Source organism: Pseudomonas sp. B23(2017), from assembly GCF_002113725.1.
GTDB lineage: Bacteria > Pseudomonadota > Gammaproteobacteria > Pseudomonadales > Pseudomonadaceae > Aquipseudomonas > Aquipseudomonas putida_Z.
The window spans coordinates 108,704-127,069 of the sequence record NZ_NEJM01000007.1; the positions used below are offsets into that span (position 1 = coordinate 108,704).

Sequence of the window (18,366 nt, forward strand, 5' to 3'; positions counted from 1 at the left end):
GAATGAGCATCAGAAGAATGCGGGCTTCGGCGCAAACCGTTATGACCTTGCGTCGCTCCTCGGTCAGTGCGACTTCAATGCCCCGCAACCGAAAGACATGCGGGCGTGGGACCGCATGCAACCAGTAGGTCGTGAGTTCTAAATGGACGGAGGCTCCATTTCGAATGTGGGGCTTGCATGAGAAGGCGAATCAGCAAACTCCGATACCAAATATTTCGATCCCAAGCCAGAACCCTCACTCATGAATTGCTGTGTCGGCAGCCAGAACTACTGAGCCGAGATGTCGAGCTGGATCAAGTCCGGATAGAGCCCATAACGCACGAGGCCGTCAGTGCTAGCCTGGAATGGCTGACAAGTGGGTGTATGTTTCCTTGGGAGGAAATTGTCGACTGGAAGGATAGCGATCCCAAAGGGTTCGATCTTGCCATCTGGTTCGGAAGCGAGCTCTGTGGTCTCTGCTATGCAAGCCCTAGAAAGAGTCGCTTATGTATCAAGGTCATTCTGCTCCAAGGTAATCCCAGCAGGTGGCATCCACTTCGGGGAGAGATCGCTGGTTTGGCGCTGACATCGATAGACTTCTACGCTCGCATGTTGGGTTGTCAAGAGATTGAAATACAAGACCCTATTGAGGGCGCAATGTCAGTTTATGAGGCGCTTGGCTTCACCTGGACCGCCGAGGGTCGGCTTGTGATCCAGGTTGATCCCTAATAACATCGATTGCGTCGATCAAGCTTTTGGAGGTAACCATGCGATCCAAAACGAGACAGGTAGAGTTGCTTGCCATTGCAAGATTCGAGGCTGAAGCCAGACGTCTTGGTGGTCGAGTCTCCAGTAACCAGCTCCGGTTCCTGCAGGTCGCGAAGGCGAAGGGGGCAGAGCTTGAGCCCGCAGGCCCTCTGGCAGGAATCCCGTCCTGAACGACAGCACGTCAGGCCCTGGGATATGCGCCTTGCTGCACACTCGTATTAGTCTGAAAACCGGCCTATTGGCCGGTTTTTCGTTTGCCTCAGGGGGCAGCTTGTAATCCCGGCGACCTGCCTGCGCTTGATTGAATAAATAGACTCGACGCTTTTAGCGCGCTGCGCTTTCCTCATGAGAACGTCAATGACCCAACCCCCGTCTTCACTCATCCGCGAAACCTTCCCCGTAGGCCCCCTGCAATGCAACTGCACCCTGATCGGCGACCCGCTTACCAAAAAGGCCATCGTCGTCGACCCGGGCGGTGACCCGGACAAGATCCTTGCTCGCCTGCTGGCCCACGGGCTGACGCTGGTGAGCATCATTCACACCCACGCGCACTTCGATCACTTCCTTGCCTCGGGCAAGCTCAAGGAACTGACCGGCGCAACGCTGCACCTGCACAAAGACGACCAGGCGCTGTGGGACAACCTGGAAATGCAGTGCCAGATGTTCGGTGTGCCCTACACCCCGGTACCTGCGCCAGACCGCTGGTTGGGGGATGACGAGGAGCTGGCCTGCGGTTGTGGCGTGGCCCTGCATACGCCAGGCCACACGCCGGGCTCGATGAGCTTCTGGTTTGCCGATGCCAAGCTGCTGATCGCCGGCGATACGCTGTTCCGCCGAGGCATTGGCCGTACCGATTTGTGGGGTGGCGACCAGCGGGCCATCGTCCGTTCGATCAAGGAGCGGCTGTATCGGCTGGACGAGGAGGCCATCGTGGTGACCGGCCACGGGCCTGATACCCGCCTGGGCGACGAAATGCGCGAAAACCCCTTCGTGCGTGCCTGATGGCACATGAAGGCACTTTCATGGAATTTTTTGTTGCCGATGCAATCCAAGGCTGGCATAGATCCCTTTATGATCTGCCGCATTCATGAATTCAGTAGGAGCTTGTCCATGTTCACCATGCGTCGTCTGATTATCGTCGCAACCGCCGCTGCCCTGATGACCGGCTGTGCCGGGCAGAACCCTTATGACAGCCAGGGGCAGGCGCAGGGCTCCACAGGGATGAGCAAGACCGCCAAGTACGGCGGCCTGGGCGCGCTGGCCGGTGCTATCGCCGGTGCCGCCATCGACCACAACAACCGTGGCAAGGGTGCACTGATCGGTGCCGCCGCCGTAGGTGCCGCCGCAGCCGGTTATGGCTACTACGCCGACAAGCAGGAAGCCGAGCTGCGCGCGCAGATGGCCAACACCGGCGTGGAAGTGCAGCGCCAGGGTGACCAGATCAAGCTGATCATGCCGGGCAACATCACCTTCGCCACCGACTCGGCCAACATCGCGCCAAGCTTCTACTCGCCGCTGAACAACCTGGCCGGCTCGTTCAAGCAGTTCAACCAGAACACCATCGAAGTGGTCGGTTTCACCGACAGCACTGGCAGCCGCCAGCACAACATGGACCTGTCCCAGCGCCGTGCGCAGGCGGTCAGCACCTACCTGACCTCGCAGGGTGTGGATGCCTCGCGTATCACCGTACGTGGCATGGGCCCGGACCAGCCGATCGCCAGCAACGCCGACGCCAATGGTCGCGCGCAGAACCGCCGGGTGGAAGTGAACCTGAAGCCGATTCCGGGTCAGCAGTATGACCAGGGGCAGGTTCAGCAGTAAGGCATCAATCCTGGGGCCGCTTTGCGGCCCATCGCCGGCAAGCCAGCTCCCACAGGTACTGCACAAGGCTCAAGGGCTATGCAAATCCTGTGGGAGCTGGCTTGCCGGCGATGGGCTGCAAAGCAGCCCCAGCTTTTAGCCCGCCACGCTCGCCTGAATCGCCGTCAGGGCAATGGTATGCACGATATCGTCAACCTGAGCCCCGCGCGGCAAGTCGTTCACCGGCTTGCGCAACCCTTGCAGCATCGGCCCCAGGCTGACCCCGTCGGTGCTGCGTTGCACCGCCTTGTGGGTCGTGTTGCCGGTATTCAGGTCAGGGAACACGAATACCGTCGCCCGCCCGGCTACCGGGCTGCCCGGCGCCAGCTCCCGTGCAATCGCCGGGTTGGCCGCCGCGTCATACTGCAACGGCCCGTCGATCAGCAGCTCCTGCGCCGCGCCCTGTGCCAGGCGGGTCGCTTCGCGCACTTTCTCGACTTCCTCGTCGCTGGCCGAATCGCTTGAATAACTGATCATCGCCACCCGCGGCGCGATGCCGAAGGCCTGCGCCGATTCGGCACTCTGCCGGGCGATCTCGGCCAGTTCGACAGCACTTGGGTGCGGGTTCATCACGCAGTCGCCGTACACCAGCACCTGCTCGGGGAACAGCATGAAGAACACCGACGACACCAGGCTCGAACCCGGTGCGGTCTTGATCAGCTGCAGGGCCGGGCGGATGGTGTTGGCGGTGGAGTGCACCAGGCCCGAGACCAGGCCGTCCACTTCGTCCAGGGCCAGCATCATGGTACCGATCACCACCGGGTCTTCCAGTTGCTGCTCGGCCATTGGGGCATTGAGGTTCTTGCTCTTGCGCAGCTCGACCATCGGCTCCACATAGCGCCCGCGAATCACCTCGGGGTCCAGGATTTCCAGGCCCGGCGGCAAGGTGATGCCCTGGGCGCGCGCCACGGCATCTACATCCTCGGGCTTGGCCAGTAGCACGCAGCGGGCAATGCCGCGGGCCTGGCAGATGGCCGCAGCCTGCACCAGCAGCGGCTCGGCGCCTTCCGGCAGGACGATGCGCTTGTTGGCCTGCTGCGCCCGCTGGATCAGCTGGTAGCGGAACACTGCAGGCGACAGGCGCAGTTCGCGCGGGGTGCCGCAACGCTGGTGCAGCCAGGCGGCGTCGAGGTGGCTGGCGACGAAGTCGGTGATGAATTCGGCGCGCTCGCGGTCGTCCACCGGGATTTCGCGGTTCAGCGAGTTGAGCTGGTTGGCGGTGTCGTACGAGCCGGTACTGACCGACAGGATCGGCAGGCCGGCCTGCAGGGCGCCGCGACACAAGCCCAGGATGCGTGGGTCTGGCTTGCCGTCGCTGGTCAGCAGCAGGCCGGCCAGCGGTACGCCGTTGATCGCCGCCAGGCTGACGGCGAGGATGATGTCGTCGCGGTCGCCCGGGGTCACCACCAGGGTACCCGAGGTAAGCAGCGGTACCGTGTTGGCCACGGTGCGCGCGCAGATGATGATCTTGCTCATGCGCCGCTGCTCGTAGTCACCGGCATTGAGCACCTGGGCACCGAGCAGGTCGGCCACGTCACGGGTGCGCGGGGCGTTCAGTTCGGGCTGGTAGGGGATGCAGCCCAGCAGGCGGAAGTCGTTGCCGCGCAGCAGCGGCGAGTGTTCGCGCAGGCGGGTGGAAAAGTCCGCCATGCTTTCGTCGGTGCGCACCTTGTTGAGGATTACCCCGAGCACCTTCGGGTCGCGCGGGCCGCCGAACAGCTGGGCCTGTAGTTCGACCCGGCCGGACAACTCGCTGAGCACTTCGTTTTCCGGTGCAGATACCAGTATCACCTCGGCATCCAGGCTCTTGGCCAGGTGCAGGTTGACCCGCGCCGCATAGCTGGCGTGGCGTGTGGGCACCATGCCCTCGACCACCACCACGTCGTTGCCGATGCAGGCTTGCTGGTACAGGCGGATGATTTCTTCGAGCAACTCGTCCAGCTGGCCATCGCCGAGCATGCGCTCGACATGGGCCAGGCTCAGCGGCACCGGGGGCTTGATGCCGTGGGTGCGGGCGACCAGCTCGGTGGAGCGTTCGGGGCCGGTGTCACCCGGGTGGGGCTGGGCGATCGGCTTGAAGAAGCCGACCTTCAGCCCGGCGCGCTCCAGGGTGCGCACCAGGCCCAGGCTGATGGAGGTCAGGCCGACACCGAAATCGGTCGGCGCAATGAAAAATGTCTGCATGCGTGCTTCTCGAAATAAGCGGTGCAAGAAATTAACGGCCAAGGGTAGCGCTATCGGCCCCTTGTGCGCACCAGCCGCAAGCGAAAGGCTGGCCGATACGCTGCGCGCGCTGGGCCGGGTCGAGCACCCAGGGGCGTGCCTGCCACGGCGGCTGGTGGCGCAGGTGCTGGGTGTGGCCGCAGGACAGTTCGGCCACCCAGTGGCCCTCTTCGTCCTGGTGGAAGCCGGTGATCCGACTGATGGGCCGTTGCTCGTCCGCAGTGCGTTCGCAATCGGGCGATGGCTTGGTTACACTTGTCCGCTCTACATACTTTTGCAAAAGGTCTTGCCCCATGCTGATCGCCGCCAACAAGGCTGTCTCCATCGACTATACCCTGACCAACGACGCCGGGGAGACCATCGACAGCTCCGCCGGCGGTGCGCCGCTGGTTTACCTGCACGGTGCCGGCAACATCATCCCGGGCCTGGAAAAAGCCCTGGAAGGCAAGCAGGCCGGTGACGAGCTGAACGTTTCCATCGAGCCGGAAGATGCCTACGGCGAATACCTGGCCGAGCTGGTCAGCACCCTGAACCGCAGCCTGTTCGAAGGTGTCGACGAGCTGGAAGTGGGCATGCAGTTCCACGCTTCGGCGCCGGATGGCCAGATGCAGATCGTCACCATCCGCGACATCGACGGCGACGACGTGACCGTCGACGGCAACCACCCGCTGGCCGGCCAGCGCCTGACCTTCCAGGTCAAGGTAGTCAACGTGCGTGATGCCAGCGACGAAGAAATCGCTCACCGCCACATCCACGGTGAAGGTGGCCATCACCACTGATTTTCTGCGCTAAGCTCAGAAAGTCGCCAGGCGCTCGGGCAAGCCGATTTGCCTTCCTACGGGAGGTGGACGGTTTGGACGAGCGCCTTTTTAGTGGGCGGAATTCACCTGCGCGGCAACCGGGAACCTGAGAGGGGATTCATCATGAGTGCATTTCACGACCTGAAACTGGACGCGTTGAACGGCGGGGAGCTGCCCCTCGCACCGTTCAAGGGCCAAGTGGTGCTGGTGGTCAACGTTGCCTCCAAGTGTGGTCTCACGCCGCAATACAAGGCCCTGGAGAACCTCTACCAGGTTTACAAGGACAAGGGCTTCAACGTGCTTGGCCTGCCGTGCAACCAGTTTGCCGGCCAGGAGCCTGGCAGCGAAAAGGAAATCCAGGAGTTTTGCAGCCTCAACTACGGGGTGAGCTTCCCGCTGGGCGGCAAGCTGGAGGTCAACGGGCCGCAGCGCCACTCGCTGTACCGCCTGCTGGCGGGTGAGGGGGCGGAGTTCCCGGGGGACATTACCTGGAACTTCGAGAAGTTCCTGGTAGGCAAGGACGGGCGGGTACTGGCGCGTTTTTCGCCGCGCACGGCACCGGATGATCCGGCGGTGGTACAGGCTATCGAGAAAGCCTTGGCCTGAAGCGCCTGACGCGGTTTCTCTGTAGGAGCGGCCTTGTGTCGCGATCGGGCCGCATAGCGGCCCCCGGATATCAGCATTGTCGCAACTATCGAGGGGCTGCTCTGCAGCCCGATCGCGACACAAGGCCGCTCCTACACAGATCGCGTAGCACCCAGCCTCGAAGCTGGTGAAGTCGCAGCCTGGTTCCGGGCTGCATGCAGATACCCCTCGAACTGCTCGACAATCGCCGGCCAGCCCTGGCGACTGGCATGCTTTCGCGCATTCAGGCGCACCCGGCGTAACGTCTCTTCTTCCTCCAGCAACCAGCAGGCTGCATCGATGAACGCCGCCTGGTCCCCCGGCATGGCCAGCGCACCGCTATGGCCATGGCGAATATGCTGCGCGGCGGCCGCCTCGTCATAGGCGACCACCGCCAACCCCGAGGCCATGGCTTCGAGCACCACATTGCCAAAGGTTTCGGTCAGGCTCGGAAACAGGAACAGGTCACCGCTGGCATAGTGTTCGGCCAGTAGCTCGCCTCGCTGGGCGCCGCAGAACACGGCATCCGGTACCTGCTGTTCGAGGGCGGCACGCTGCGGGCCGTCACCCACCATGATCAGGCGCAGGCGTTTGTGTGGATAAGTTTTCTGCAGGGCCTCCAGGCTTGGCCGCAGCAAACCCAGGTTCTTTTCTGCCGCCAGCCGCCCGACATGCAGCACGGCGATGTCGTCCGGGCCGAGCCCCCAGCTTTCCCGTAACGCGGGGCTGCGCCGGGCCGGGTTGAACAGGCAGGCATCGACCCCCCGGGCCAGTAGCTCCAGGCGTTCGAAACCGCGGCGTTCAAGCTCCAGGCGCTGACTTAGGCTGGGTACCAGGGTGGTCGCCGTGCGCCGATGGAACCAGCGCAGGTAGTTGGTGAGCAGGCGCGTCAGCAGGCCCAACCCGTACTGGCCGGAATACTGCGGGAAGTTGGTGTGGAAGCCGCTTACCACCGCTACCCCCAGGCGCCGGGCCGCGCGCAGTGCGCTGAGCCCAAGCGGCCCCTCGGTGGCGATGTACAGCACATCCGGGCGCTGCCGTCGCCAGCGGCGCAACAGCTTGTGCATCGACACCTCGCCCCATTGCAAGCCCGGGTAACCAGGCAGGGGCCAGCCACGGCACAGCATCAGGTTCGGGTCGTTGTGCAGTGGTGCTTCACCGGCCTGGCGCGGGCGCACCACTTCGATCTCATGGCCGCGTTGGCGCAACCCTTCGCTGAGCCGGCCAAGGGTATTGGCCACGCCGTTGATCTCGGGTGGGAAGGTTTCGCTGACCAGGGTAATGCGTAGGGCGGGTGTATTCATGACAAAAAGTGTCCGCCTGCTGGATTGCGCCAATGTGACTGCCATGTGACGTACAGATGACGCCTGATCGCTGACGCTTTTCGCCTTGTGAATTTTTCCTTGCAAGGGTGCTCAAGAGGGGGCACCGGCAGCCGATGAAGATGCATTCGACGATGCGCTCCAGGAGAGCGGTGATGTTCAACAACAAGCTCAAGCAAGAAATCCGGCAGTTGCGCGAAGACCTGATGTCCATCGAACAGGTCAAGAGTAGCCTCGACAGCGAGATGCTGGTACTGCAACTCGACCCCCAGGGGCGGATCGAGATGGTCAACGGCAACTTCGAGAGCGAGATGCTCTACCGTGCCGAACAATTGCTTGGGCGCAACATCGAGGACATCGTCCCCGCCCATGTGAAGACGCTGGATTTCTACCAGCGCATGAAAGGCGCGATCAGCCGCGGTGAACACCTGAACGGTGCATTCCGCCTGCTGCGCGGGAATGGCCAGGAGGCCTGGTTACGGTCGATCCTGCAGCCGGTCAAGAACAGCGAGGGGCGCATCAAGTATTTCACGCTGCACTCCAGCGACCTTACCCGCACCATCGAGACCTCCCGCGAGCACGAAAGCCTGATCAAGGCGCTGATGCGCTCCACCGCCGTGATCGAGTTCGATCTCGATGGCACCGTGCTCACCGCCAACGAACGCTTCCTGGGCACCGTCGGTTACCGCCTGGAGCAGATCCGTGGCAAGCATCACCGCATGTTCTGCGAGCCGGAGGAGGCCAACTCGGCCGGCTATCAGGCGTTCTGGGACAAGCTGCGCCGTGGCGAGTACGTTGCCGACCGCTTCAAACGTATCGATGCCCATGGCCGGGTGGTCTGGCTGGAGGCTTCGTACAACCCCATCTTCGATGCCCATGACGTGCTGTACAAGGTGGTCAAATTCGCCACCGTCATCACCGAGCAGGTCAACCAGGAGCAGGCGGTGGCCGAGGCGGCGGATGTTGCCTACAACACCTCGCTGGGTACCGATGCCAGCGCCCGCAAGGCCACCGATGTGGTCACCCAGAGCGTCAGCGTGATGCGCGGGCTGGAAGCTTCGATGCAAGAGGCGGCAGAGGGCATCCAGGCGCTGGATACCCAATCGCGGGTGATTGGCTCGATCATCAAGACCATCAGCGACATTGCCGGGCAGACCAACCTGCTGGCGCTGAACGCTGCCATCGAAGCGGCCCGCGCCGGCGAGCAGGGGCGGGGGTTTGCCGTGGTTGCCGATGAAGTGCGCCAGCTGGCCTCGCGCACCAGCACCGCCACCGAGGAAATCGCCCGGGTGGTGCAGCAGAACGAGCAACTGGCCCAGGCGGCAGTGGCGATCATCGACACCAGCAAGCGCCAGGCCGAGCAGGGGCTGGCGCTGGCGGACGAGACAGGGAGCGTGATTGTCGAGATCCAGGACGGGGCCAAGCGGGTGGTGGATGTGGTGGGGCAGTTTTCCAGCCGGTTGGGGCAGTAGGACCAGGATCAGACGCGGTCTGCTTCTTTGTGGGAGCGGCCTTGTGTCGCGAAAGGGCCGCAAAGCGGCCCCAGCAATTTGTGCATTAGTGCTGATATCCTGGGGCCGCTCTGCGGCCCTTTCGCGACACAAGGCCGCTCCCACAGGAGGCCGCGCAAGGTCCGAGAGGGATCAGTTCCGTTCCCGCACCCAGAACAACGTGGCCCCGGCCACCGCCGCCGGCATCATCAGCACGTTCACCAGCGGGATCATCAACGCCAGGTAGGTAATGCCGCCAAAGCCCAGGCTCTGCCAGCGTTTCTGGCGCAGCCAGGCGAGCATGTCCTGCCAGCTCATCTTGTTGTTGTCCGCCGGGTAGTCGATGTACTGGATAGCCATCATCCACACCCCGAAGATCAGCCAAAGCGGCGCCGCCACCACGTTGACCACCGGGATCAGCGACAGGATGAACAGGCCGATTGCCCGTGGCAGGAAGTAGCCCAGCTTGCGCATTTCACGGCCGAAGGTCCGTGGCACCATGGCCACCAGTTCGCCCCAGCTGAATGCCGGGAAGTTGTCCTGCCCACGCACAACCACCTCGACCTTTTCCGCCAGGAAACCATTGAAAGGCGCGGCAATGATGTTGGCTACCAAGGTGAAGGTGAAGAACACCATCAGCACCAACAAGGCAACGAACAGCGGCCAGAGAATGTAGCTGAGGAAGCTCAACCAATCCGGCAGCGTCGGCATCAGGGCATCAAGCCAAAGGTCGAATTGATGCCCGGCGAAGTAGATCAGGCCGCCGAACAGCAGCAGGTTGACCGCCAGCGGCAGCAGCACGAACAACCGCAGGTTGGGGCTCAGCACCAGTTTCAGGCCTTCGCGCAGGTACTGGGGGCCAGAGAGGACAGGGGCTTGCATCGAGAGACTCCGCAGAGAAGGAAAACGCGCTGACCTTACCGAGTTTGCCGCGCCGACGAAAGGCGGGCAGCGGGTGGGAAACGGGCTGTAACAAAAGCAGCAGGGCTTGGCTATCGATGAAATCGCTGAATAGACGATGCCTATGAGGTGGATTGTCGAAGGATATTTCCTTAATCTTTGCGACCTCGCTACAGTGCGCTCAACTTTCCGCTTTCCGGGCCTGCGCGTTGTAGCCTTCCCCAAGTGCTGCGTGGGTCCTTTTTAATTTTCCTGCTGGCGCAGCCGGTGCACCGATGCCGGCCCTGCGGCCCGCTCGACAGGAGTTCGACATGTCTGAAGTACGTCATTCGCGCGTCATCATTCTCGGTTCCGGCCCTGCCGGTTACAGCGCCGCGGTGTATGCCGCCCGTGCCAACCTCAAGCCGCTGCTGATCACCGGCATGCAGGCCGGCGGCCAGCTGACCACCACCACCGAAGTCGACAACTGGCCGGGCGACCCCCATGGCCTGACCGGCCCGGCGCTGATGCAACGCATGCAGGAGCACGCCGAGCGTTTCGAAACCGAAATCGTCTTCGACCACATCAACGCCGTCGACCTGGCCAACAAGCCCTTCACCCTGCAGGGTGACAGCGGCAAGTACACCTGCGACGCGCTGATCATCGCCACTGGCGCCAGCGCCCGCTACCTGGGCCTGCCGTCGGAAGAAACCTTCATGGGCAAGGGTGTTTCGGCCTGCGCCACCTGCGACGGCTTCTTCTACCGCAACAAGCCGGTTGCCGTGGTGGGCGGCGGCAACACTGCCGTGGAAGAGGCACTGTACCTGGCCAACATCGCCAGCAAGGTGACCCTGGTACACCGTCGCGATACCTTCCGCGCCGAGAAGATCCTGGTCGACAAGCTGCACGCCCGTGTGGCCGAAGGCAAGATCGAGCTCAAGCTCAACGCCACCCTGGACGAAGTGCTGGGTGACAACATGGGCGTGACCGGTGCGCGCCTGAAGAACAACGACGGCAGCAGCGACGAAATCAAGGTCGACGGCGTGTTCATCGCCATTGGCCACACCCCGAACACCTCGCTGTTCGAAGGCCAGCTGACCCTCAAGGACGGCTACCTGGTGGTCAACGGTGGCCGTGAAGGCAATGCCACCGCCACCAACGTCGAGGGCGTGTTCGCCGCCGGTGACGTGGCTGACCACGTTTACCGCCAGGCCATTACCTCGGCCGGTGCGGGCTGCATGGCGGCGCTGGATGTCGAGCGTTACCTGGACGGGCTGGCCAACGCTTCGTTCTGATTCTGAATCGCCGGGCCCGCTGCGCAGCCCATCGCGACACAAGGCCGCTCCTACAGGGATATGCGATCCCTGTAGGAGCGGCCTTGTGTCGCGAAAGGGGCGCAAAGCGCCCCCAATGAAAAACCGGCCGTGAGGCCGGTTTTTTCATGCCTGCGATCAGCTCACAGGCTCAACCGCATCGACAGGTCCACCGCCTTCACATCCTTGGTCATTGCACCAATCGAGATGTAGTCCACCCCAGTCTCGGCAATCACCCGCAAGGTCGTCTCGTTGACCCCGCCACTGGCTTCCAGCTTGGCCTTGCCCGCGGTAATGCGCACTGCTTCGCGCATCTCTTCCAGGTTCAGCTCGTCGAGCATGATGATGTCGGCACCTGCGGCCAGTGCCTGGCGCAGTTCGTCGAGGCTTTCCACTTCGATTTCCACCGGCTTGCCTGGCGCAATGCGATGCGCCGCCGCCACGGCCGCGGCCACGCCGCCGCTGGCGGCGATGTGGTTTTCCTTGATCAGGAAGGCGTCGTACAGGCCGATGCGGTGGTTGTCGCAACCGCCGCAAGTCACTGCATACTTTTGCGCCAGGCGCAGGCCCGGCAGGGTCTTGCGGGTGTCCAGCAGGCGCACCTGGGTGCCTTCCACCAGGTCGGCCAGGAAGCGCGCACGGGTGGCGACCCCCGACAGCATCTGCAGGAAGTTCAGTGCACTGCGCTCACCACTGAGCAGCGAACGCGCGGGGCCCTCCAGATGGAACAGCGGCTGGTTGGCCGTGGCGCGCTCGCCATCGGCCACCTGCCAGTGCACGGCCACGCGCGGGTCGAGTTGGCGGAACACGGCATCGACCCAGGCGGTGCCGGCGATCACGCAGTCTTCGCGGGTAATGATGGTCGCCTTGGCCAGGCGCTCGGCCGGGATCAACTGCGCGGTGATATCGCCACTGCCGATGTCCTCCAACAGCGCACGGCGCACGTTGGCTTCGATTTCAGCGGTCAGGTCGGCAAGGCGTAGGTTCGGCATGGTCGGCTCCACAAGCTAGATGCCGGCGATTATAGGGCAGGGGGCCGGTGTGTACAGTCGCCTTGGCGATGACCTTTGGTCGGCCGGTGTGAGCAAGCGGGGTAAATCAGGGTCATTAGCCAGCCAGTGAAACGGCGCTGGCAGCTGTGCGGGTTTTTACCGATAATGGTGACCAGTATTTGGCGTCATGACTTTGACGATCTTCAGCCCCTTCGGGCGAGACACCCTGCAAGGAGTACAGGATGCAAAAAGAAGGCAAGGTGGTGCCCTTGGCGGCAGCCATCGATCGAGGCGGGCGTGCGCCTCTGCCTTGCCTTCCGGTGTTGCTCCTGCAGGTGCGGGACAAGGCCGCCTTGCAGTTGCGTCAGGGCCTGCAGGACTTGTTCGACAACGCCGACGACACCCTCTTCGAGATGGCCGACAAGGCCTTCGACCGCAGTGACCAGAACCTGTACTTCGAGGCCATGCGCGACTTGCGCCTGAAGCGCAAGAGCATCGAGCGCGGTTTTCTCGACACGTTCTATGATGCCTTTGCCCGTATCGGCCAGGTCGACCTGCTGGCGCACCTGGTCGAGCCGGGCAACCTGCGCAGCAAGGCCCAGGTGGAGCGGGCCGCCGCGATCGAAGGCATGGTCGCGCGGGTGCTGTCACGCGACGGCATTGCCCTGCAGCAACTGGGCCTGCGCTTGCAGGTACTGCTCGACCGCCCCCTGCACGAGCAGCACAACCCGCTGGGGCCCGCAGCGCTGTGCGGCTACTTCCTCGACGCTGGCCGCAACCTGGGGGTTTGCCTGCGGGTCAAGCTGGTCCTGCTGAAACTGTTCGAGCGCTATGTGTTGCGCGATGCCGATGTGATCTATGGCGAAGCCAACCAGTTGCTGGCCGCTGCCGGTGTGTTGCCCGAGTTGCCAACGGCACCGCGCCGGCGTGCCGAAGACCGGCGCATGAACGCACGACGCGGGCCGGCGAACCTGGGGCACGAGGTGGGCGCGGACGCGGCAGGGCAGGCGTTCTTTGCCTCGTTGCAAACACTGCTGGCCCCGGCGCGCGGGCAGTTCGCGCCTCGTTTGCAGGCGGTGGCCGCCGCCCAGCCAATCAGCACCGCCGACCTGCTGCGCCTGCTTTCGCATTTGCAGCACTACGTGCCCGCTACCCACGAGGCCGATGATTTCGAGCTTGGCCAACAGCTTGAACAACTGCTGCTGCGGGTCAGCGTGCGCAGCGGCACACGCCGGCGCATCGATGTGGCCGACGAGGACATGATCAACCTGGTTGGGCTGCTGTTCGCCTTCATCCAGGCCGACGACAACCTGCCGGCCAGCCTGCGTGCGCTGATCGGGCGCCTGCATATTCCGCTGCTGAAGGTAGCCCTGCTGGACAAGGGGCTGTTCAGTCGGGCCAGCCACCCGGCCCGCCGCCTGCTCAACGAGATCGCTGGCGCGGCAATCGGTTGGGAATGCGGCAGCGACGGCATGCGCGACAGCCTGCACCTGCGGGTGGAGCGTATCGTCCAGCGCCTGCTCAATGATTTTGCCGAAGATGCCAGCCTGTTCGCCGAACTGCTCGAAGACTTCCTCGCTTTCAACCAGGACGAGCGGCGGCGCAACGAGCTGCTTGAACAACGTACCCGCGACGCCGAAGAAGGGCGTGCCCGAGCCCTGCAGGCCAGGCAGCAGGTGCAGCATGCACTCAACCAGCGGCTGCGCGGCCGGTTATTGCCGCAGGTGGTGGTACAGATGCTGGTGCAGGCCTGGAGCCAGGTACTGCTACTGGCCTGGCTCAAGCAGGGCGAGGCATCCCAGGCCTGGCGAGACGCCTTGCAGACGATGGACACGCTGCTGGCCAGCATCACCCCGCCGCATGAGCCACATGCCTTGCTGCAGCAGGTACCGGGCCTGCTCAAGGCACTGCGCGATGGCCTGTCCAGCGTGGCCCTGGATTCGGCAGCGACCCGCGAATTCTTCCTGCAACTGGAGCAACTGCATGTGCGTGCCTGCGCGGGTACCGCGGTGGCGTCCGGTGGTGAGGGCCAACCCCTGAGCGAGGTGCTGGTTGACGAGGACATCGTCCTGGCGATTGCTGAAGAACCCGCTTGTGCTCCGTTGCAGTTTGCCGATGGGCAGGCTGTGGCGCTGCGCCAGGTGCAGCGCCTGCGTATCGGTACCTGGGTCGAGGTGCTGGACGAGGACGAACCGTTGCGCTGCAAGCTGGTGGCGCGCATCGACAGCAGCGACCGGCTGGTGTTCGCCAACCGCACCGGCATGAAAGTGCGCGAATGGAATGGTGCCAGCCTGGCCCAGGCACTGCACCGAGGCGACGTGCGAGTGCTGGATGACGGGCTGTTGTTCGAGCGGGCACTGGAGGCGGTGCTCGACAGGCTGCGGCGGTAGGCACAACTGTCTTGCGCAATATCTGCAAGCTGGCACGATCTCTGTGGGAGCGGGCGTGCCCGCGAAACAAGCGCCGCGGTGGATGGCACCGGCTGCGCCGGTGTTCGCGGGCACGCCCGCTCCCACAGCATTACAATGATTCACATGCAAACGCCGTTGGTCGCAGGGCATACTGTTGACCTGTTCACGGCGTTTTCAGGATCTGCCCCATGCAATTGGACCGTGCCACTGGCTGGTTCCACGGAATCGGAATCACCCACTGCCCCTCGCCGAACTTCAATACCCGCCCCGAAGGCGAATCGATTTCCCTGCTGGTGATCCACAACATCAGCCTGCCGCCTGCCTGTTTCGGCACCGGCAAGGTCCAGCAATTCTTCCAGAACCGCCTGGACCCAGACGAACACCCGTACTTCGCCAGCATCAACCACCTGACCGTGTCGGCACACCTGTTCGTCGAGCGTGATGGTGCGGTGACCCAGTTCGTGTCGTTGCTCGACCGCGCCTGGCACGCCGGTGTGTCGTGCTTCGACGGGCGTGAAGGCTGTAACGATTTCTCCATCGGCATCGAACTGGAAGGCACCGACGATCTGCCTTATACCGATGCCCAGTACACGGTACTGGAGCAACTTACCCGGCACATCCGCGGTGCCTGGCCGGCCATCGACCTGGGCCGCATCCAGGGCCACAGCGACATTGCCCCGCAGCGCAAGACCGACCCCGGCCCGGCCTTCGACTGGCCGCGCTACCGACAGGCGCTGCAGCAAAACGAGGACAAGGCATGAGTTTTCTGGTGTTGTTGCTGGCGCTCTGGGTCGAGAAGTTCTCGGCCCTGCGCCATCAGGTGCAGCGCGATGGGTTCTTCCTTGGCGAACTGGTGCGCCTGGAGCGCAGCGGCAAGGTGCACCCGTGGTGGACGCTGGCCATCCTGGTACTGGCACCGGTAGCGCTGCTGGTGTTGCTGCTGCATGTGCTGGACCCGGTGGCGTATGGCTTGCTGGCATTGCCGGTGCACCTGCTGGTGCTGATCTACAGCCTGGGCCGCGGCGATGCCAAGGCATCGTTGGGGCCGTTCCGCGATGCCTGGCGGCGTGGTGATGACCAGGCCGCTTTGCATGTGGCCGAGCGCGACCTGGGGCTGGCGGCCGACGAACCGCACAGCCTGTTGGTGCGGGTGCAGGGCAACCTGCTGTGGCAGGTGTACCAGGGCTTTTTCGCGGTGATCTTCTGGTACTTCGTGCTGGGCCCGGGTGCAGCCCTGGCCTACCGCCTGCTGGCGCTGTGTGGCGAACACAGCAAGCAACCGACGTTGAAGGCTCGTGCCGAGCAGCTCAGGCATATCATGGACTGGCTGCCGGTACGGGTGCTGGCCTTGAGTTTTGCCCTGGTCGGCAACTTCCTCGCGGTCACGCGAGTGATGCTGCACGAGGTGCTCAACTGGCACATCAGCGCCGCACACCTGGTGGCCCGGGTCGGGCGCATTGCCGATGACATTCCCGAGGAAGAAGGCAGCCAGCGCGGGCTGGGGCGGCTGGACAGCCTGTGGGAGCTGCTGCTGCGTTGTGCGGTGCTGTGGTATGCCGGGTTTGCGCTGTGGACGGTGCTTGTCTGATCTGAAGCCAGGCGCGGTTCCTTGCAGGAGCGTAGCAGCCCCAGGTTTTCAGCTTCGCCGCATGGATTGCCGGGGCCGCGTTGCGGCCCTTTCGCGACACAAGGCCGCTCCTACAGGGACCGTGCAAATCCTGAGGGTAGCGCTGTACCTGTGGGAGCGGGTTTACCCGCGAAGAGTCCGGCACGGGCACAAAGCTGCTACCAGCGAAACAACTCGCAAGCGTTGCGACTACTGGCCTCAGCCAGTTCGCCAACTTCCACACCCATCACCTGCGCCAGCGCCTCGGCAATCTCCGGCAGGTGCTCCGGGCTGTTCCTCACCCCGGGGAACATGACCGGCGCCATGTCCGGCGCATCGGTCTCCAGCACCACGCTGTCCAGCGGCAACCGCGCCAGGGTCTTGCGCAGCCGTAGGGCCTGCGGCCAGGTACCCGCACCGCCAAGCCCAAGCCGGAAGCCCAGCTTGATGTACTCGCGGGCCTCTTCGTAACTGCCGGCAAACGCATGTATCACCCCCGCCCGCGCCGGCTTGAAGCGCTTGAGCGTGGCGATCACCTGCGCATGGCTGCGGCGCACGTGCAGCAGGGCGGGCAGTTCGAAGTCGCAGGCCATCTGCAGTTGCGCTTCGAACAGCACCTGCTGGCGGGCCTTGTCCAGGTCTTCGAGGTAATAGTCCAGGCCGAACTCGCCCACGGCACATAGCCGTAGGTCGCCGTGCAGGCGCTCCAGCCACTCGCGCAGCTGCGCCAGGTGCTCCGGGCGATGCTGGTCAAGGTAGATCGGGTGCAGGCCGAGCGCGGCGAACAGGCGCTGGTCGGCACAGGCCAGGTCCCACACCCGCTGGAAATTCGCCTGGTACACCCCCAGCACCACCATCCGCTCAACCCCGCGCGACGCCGCGTTGGCCAGCAGGCGCGGGCGGTCGGCGTCGAAGTCGGGGAAGTCCAGGTGGGTGTGGGTGTCGATCAGGCGCATGTTCAGGCCGCTGTAATGCGTTGCTTGAACGTTCGACCGACAGCATGCACGCCAGGTTCGTAGCGTTTGTCCTCGATCGCGGCCAGTGCCAGTTCCAGGGCGGTGGCGGCAATCAGGCCATGCTGCTGGGCCATGGCATTGACTGGCAGCGGCAGGAAGTCGAGCAACTGGTTGTCGCCAAAGGTACCCAGCTGCAGCTGGCGCGAGTCGGCAGGGCGCGCCTGCAGGGTGTCGAACACCCCTTGCAGCAGCACGTAGGAGGTAGTCACCAGGGCATCCGGCAGGCCGCCAAGGTCGTCGATCAACTGTTGCATCAGGCGCTGGCCGCACTCACGGCTGAACGCTTCGCCCTGATAGCGGCGAACTTCGCCGGCATAGCCTTGCAGGGCTTCGTCGAAGCCGCCGGCACGTGCCTGGCTGACCGACAGCTCGGGGCGCGCGCCGATCAGTGCGATGCTGCGCGGGGCGGCGCTCAGCAGGCTGGCGGCCAGTTGGCGGCTGGCATCGCGGTCGTCGCTGATCACCGAGCAGAAGTGCGCAGGGTCCAGGCGGCGGTCGATGGCGATCACCGGCAGGCCTTTGTCCTGCAGTTCGCGGTAGCTGTCGTCCTCTGGCGGCAGGCAGCTGGCGACGAACAGTGCATCGCAACGGCGGGCGCGGAACAGCTGCTGCAACTGGCGCTCGCTGTCGGGCTGGTCGTCGCTGCTGGCGATCAGCAACTGGTAGCCGCGGGCGCGGGCGCCTTGTTCGAGCTGCTTGGCGATGCGGGCGTAGCTGGGGTTCTCCAGATCCGGGAGAATGAAGCCCAGGGTGCGGGTATGCCGGCTGCGCAGGCCAGCGGCCTGCGGGTTGGGGGTGAAGCCGTGGGCCTCGACCACCGCGCGTACCCGCTCGACAGTGCTGTTGCTGATGCGCTGCTGTTCGGCCTTGCCATTGATGACGTAGCTGGCAGTGGTCACGGACACACCGGCCAGACGGGCGATATCGCTGAGTTTCACCGAATTTTCCTTGTTATTACCGGGGCTGGCTGTGAGCCCTGACCGGGTAGTTTGACCCGGCGAGGGCGCCACGCGCAGACGACCATTGTCGCAATTGTCCGACAGGATGGGGCTTTTTCCTCGGCAGATTATCGAGTAACGTGGC

The 18,366-nt window shown here is 63.8% G+C and carries 15 protein-coding genes and 2 pseudogenes; 10 read left to right on the top strand and 7 right to left on the bottom strand.

Annotation, left to right across the window (positions count from 1 at the left end; genetic code table 11):
- Positions 1-1,104: 1,104 nt before the first annotated feature.
- Entirely contained in the window at positions 1,105-1,749 is a 645-nt protein-coding gene (locus CAG46_RS13580; RefSeq protein WP_085587373.1) for an MBL fold metallo-hydrolase, read from the top strand.
- A gap of 108 nt (positions 1,750-1,857) precedes the next feature.
- A complete protein-coding gene (locus CAG46_RS13585; RefSeq protein WP_015268963.1) occupies positions 1,858-2,568 on the top strand; it encodes an OmpA family protein in 711 nt (236 codons plus the stop codon).
- 135 nt (positions 2,569-2,703) lie between these two features.
- Here CAG46_RS13585 and pta read toward each other — a convergent pair whose 3' ends face one another.
- Complete coding sequence (pta, locus tag CAG46_RS13590) at positions 2,704-4,791, bottom strand: phosphate acetyltransferase (RefSeq protein ID WP_085617390.1); 2,088 nt, start codon at positions 4,789-4,791, stop codon at positions 2,704-2,706.
- 31 nt (positions 4,792-4,822) lie between these two features.
- On the bottom strand, positions 4,823-5,125 hold the full coding sequence (locus CAG46_RS13595; protein WP_015268965.1) for a DUF3565 domain-containing protein: 303 nt from the start codon (positions 5,123-5,125) through the stop codon (positions 4,823-4,825).
- Between CAG46_RS13595 and CAG46_RS13600 the strand changes: the two genes are divergently transcribed.
- Both CAG46_RS13600 and CAG46_RS13605 read left to right on the top strand, forming a co-directional pair.
- Positions 5,124-5,609 (top strand): peptidylprolyl isomerase, encoded by a 486-nt coding sequence (locus CAG46_RS13600; RefSeq protein WP_003259610.1) that lies wholly within the window; start codon positions 5,124-5,126, stop codon positions 5,607-5,609. The genes CAG46_RS13595 and CAG46_RS13600 overlap by 2 nt on opposite strands.
- 144 nt (positions 5,610-5,753) lie before the next feature.
- The gene (locus CAG46_RS13605; RefSeq protein WP_025337716.1) at positions 5,754-6,236 is read left to right on the top strand and encodes a glutathione peroxidase; all 483 of its coding nucleotides are present in this window, start codon (positions 5,754-5,756) and stop codon (positions 6,234-6,236) included.
- A 131-nt stretch (positions 6,237-6,367) separates the two neighbouring features.
- Here CAG46_RS13605 and CAG46_RS13610 read toward each other — a convergent pair whose 3' ends face one another.
- Entirely contained in the window at positions 6,368-7,558 is a 1,191-nt protein-coding gene (locus tag CAG46_RS13610) for a glycosyltransferase family 1 protein (RefSeq protein ID WP_085617392.1), read from the bottom strand.
- Positions 7,559-7,860: 302 nt separating this feature from the next.
- Between CAG46_RS13610 and CAG46_RS29330 the strand changes: the two are divergent.
- Positions 7,861-8,460, top strand: a pseudogene (locus CAG46_RS29330) (PAS domain-containing protein); the annotation flags it as partial.
- 228 nt (positions 8,461-8,688) lie between these two features.
- A pseudogene (locus tag CAG46_RS29335) lies at positions 8,689-9,048 on the top strand (methyl-accepting chemotaxis protein); the annotation flags it as partial.
- A 171-nt stretch (positions 9,049-9,219) separates the two neighbouring features.
- Here the strand turns inward: CAG46_RS29335 and cysZ are convergent.
- A complete protein-coding gene (gene cysZ / locus CAG46_RS13620; RefSeq protein ID WP_085587379.1) occupies positions 9,220-9,948 on the bottom strand; it encodes a sulfate transporter CysZ in 729 nt (242 codons plus the stop codon).
- Between the two features lie 329 nt (positions 9,949-10,277).
- Between cysZ and trxB the strand changes: the two genes are divergently transcribed.
- Positions 10,278-11,240, top strand: coding sequence for a thioredoxin-disulfide reductase (gene trxB / locus CAG46_RS13625; RefSeq protein ID WP_025337720.1), 963 nt, complete (start codon positions 10,278-10,280; stop codon positions 11,238-11,240).
- A 161-nt stretch (positions 11,241-11,401) separates the two neighbouring features.
- Here the strand turns inward: trxB and nadC are convergent, their stop codons facing one another.
- Positions 11,402-12,250 (bottom strand): carboxylating nicotinate-nucleotide diphosphorylase, encoded by an 849-nt coding sequence (nadC, locus tag CAG46_RS13630; RefSeq protein WP_046616049.1) that lies wholly within the window; start codon positions 12,248-12,250, stop codon positions 11,402-11,404.
- A 242-nt stretch (positions 12,251-12,492) separates the two neighbouring features.
- On the opposite strand from nadC, the gene CAG46_RS13635 reads away from it, so the two are divergent.
- The 3 genes from CAG46_RS13635 (at position 12,493) to ampE (ending at position 16,249) form a co-directional block, all read left to right on the top strand.
- Entirely contained in the window at positions 12,493-14,640 is a 2,148-nt protein-coding gene (locus tag CAG46_RS13635) for a DUF1631 domain-containing protein (protein ID WP_085617396.1), read from the top strand.
- Positions 14,641-14,849: 209 nt separating this feature from the next.
- A complete protein-coding gene (gene ampD / locus CAG46_RS13645; RefSeq protein ID WP_025337723.1) occupies positions 14,850-15,422 on the top strand; it encodes a 1,6-anhydro-N-acetylmuramyl-L-alanine amidase AmpD in 573 nt (190 codons plus the stop codon).
- Complete coding sequence (gene ampE, locus CAG46_RS13650) at positions 15,419-16,249, top strand: regulatory signaling modulator protein AmpE (protein ID WP_085617401.1); 831 nt, start codon at positions 15,419-15,421, stop codon at positions 16,247-16,249. Before ampD ends, ampE begins: the two co-directional genes overlap by 4 nt.
- A gap of 197 nt (positions 16,250-16,446) precedes the next feature.
- On the opposite strand, the gene CAG46_RS13655 is transcribed toward ampE, so the two are convergent.
- Together CAG46_RS13655 and cra are read right to left on the bottom strand one after the other, a co-directional pair.
- A complete protein-coding gene (locus CAG46_RS13655) occupies positions 16,447-17,223 on the bottom strand; it encodes a TatD family hydrolase (protein ID WP_085617403.1) in 777 nt (258 codons plus the stop codon).
- Between the two features lie 2 nt (positions 17,224-17,225).
- Positions 17,226-18,221 (bottom strand): catabolite repressor/activator, encoded by a 996-nt coding sequence (gene cra / locus CAG46_RS13660; RefSeq protein ID WP_025337726.1) that lies wholly within the window; start codon positions 18,219-18,221, stop codon positions 17,226-17,228.
- Positions 18,222-18,366: the final 145 nt, after the last annotated feature.

Coding starts and splice junctions, on each gene's coding strand:
- pta (WP_085617390.1), bottom strand. CDS start 4,791: ATGCAGACATTTTTCATTGCGCCGACCGATTTCGGTGTCGGCCTGACC.
- ampE (WP_085617401.1), top strand. CDS start 15,419: ATGAGTTTTCTGGTGTTGTTGCTGGCGCTCTGGGTCGAGAAGTTCTCG.
- cysZ (WP_085587379.1), bottom strand. CDS start 9,948: ATGCAAGCCCCTGTCCTCTCTGGCCCCCAGTACCTGCGCGAAGGCCTG.
- ampD (WP_025337723.1), top strand. CDS start 14,850: ATGCAATTGGACCGTGCCACTGGCTGGTTCCACGGAATCGGAATCACC.
- CAG46_RS13635 (WP_085617396.1), top strand. CDS start 12,493: ATGCAAAAAGAAGGCAAGGTGGTGCCCTTGGCGGCAGCCATCGATCGA.
- CAG46_RS13585 (WP_015268963.1), top strand. CDS start 1,858: ATGTTCACCATGCGTCGTCTGATTATCGTCGCAACCGCCGCTGCCCTG.
- CAG46_RS13605 (WP_025337716.1), top strand. CDS start 5,754: ATGAGTGCATTTCACGACCTGAAACTGGACGCGTTGAACGGCGGGGAG.
- CAG46_RS13655 (WP_085617403.1), bottom strand. CDS start 17,223: ATGCGCCTGATCGACACCCACACCCACCTGGACTTCCCCGACTTCGAC.
- CAG46_RS13580 (WP_085587373.1), top strand. CDS start 1,105: ATGACCCAACCCCCGTCTTCACTCATCCGCGAAACCTTCCCCGTAGGC.
- trxB (WP_025337720.1), top strand. CDS start 10,278: ATGTCTGAAGTACGTCATTCGCGCGTCATCATTCTCGGTTCCGGCCCT.
- CAG46_RS13595 (WP_015268965.1), bottom strand. CDS start 5,125: ATGGGGCAAGACCTTTTGCAAAAGTATGTAGAGCGGACAAGTGTAACC.
- nadC (WP_046616049.1), bottom strand. CDS start 12,250: ATGCCGAACCTACGCCTTGCCGACCTGACCGCTGAAATCGAAGCCAAC.
- CAG46_RS13610 (WP_085617392.1), bottom strand. CDS start 7,558: ATGAATACACCCGCCCTACGCATTACCCTGGTCAGCGAAACCTTCCCA.
- CAG46_RS13600 (WP_003259610.1), top strand. CDS start 5,124: ATGCTGATCGCCGCCAACAAGGCTGTCTCCATCGACTATACCCTGACC.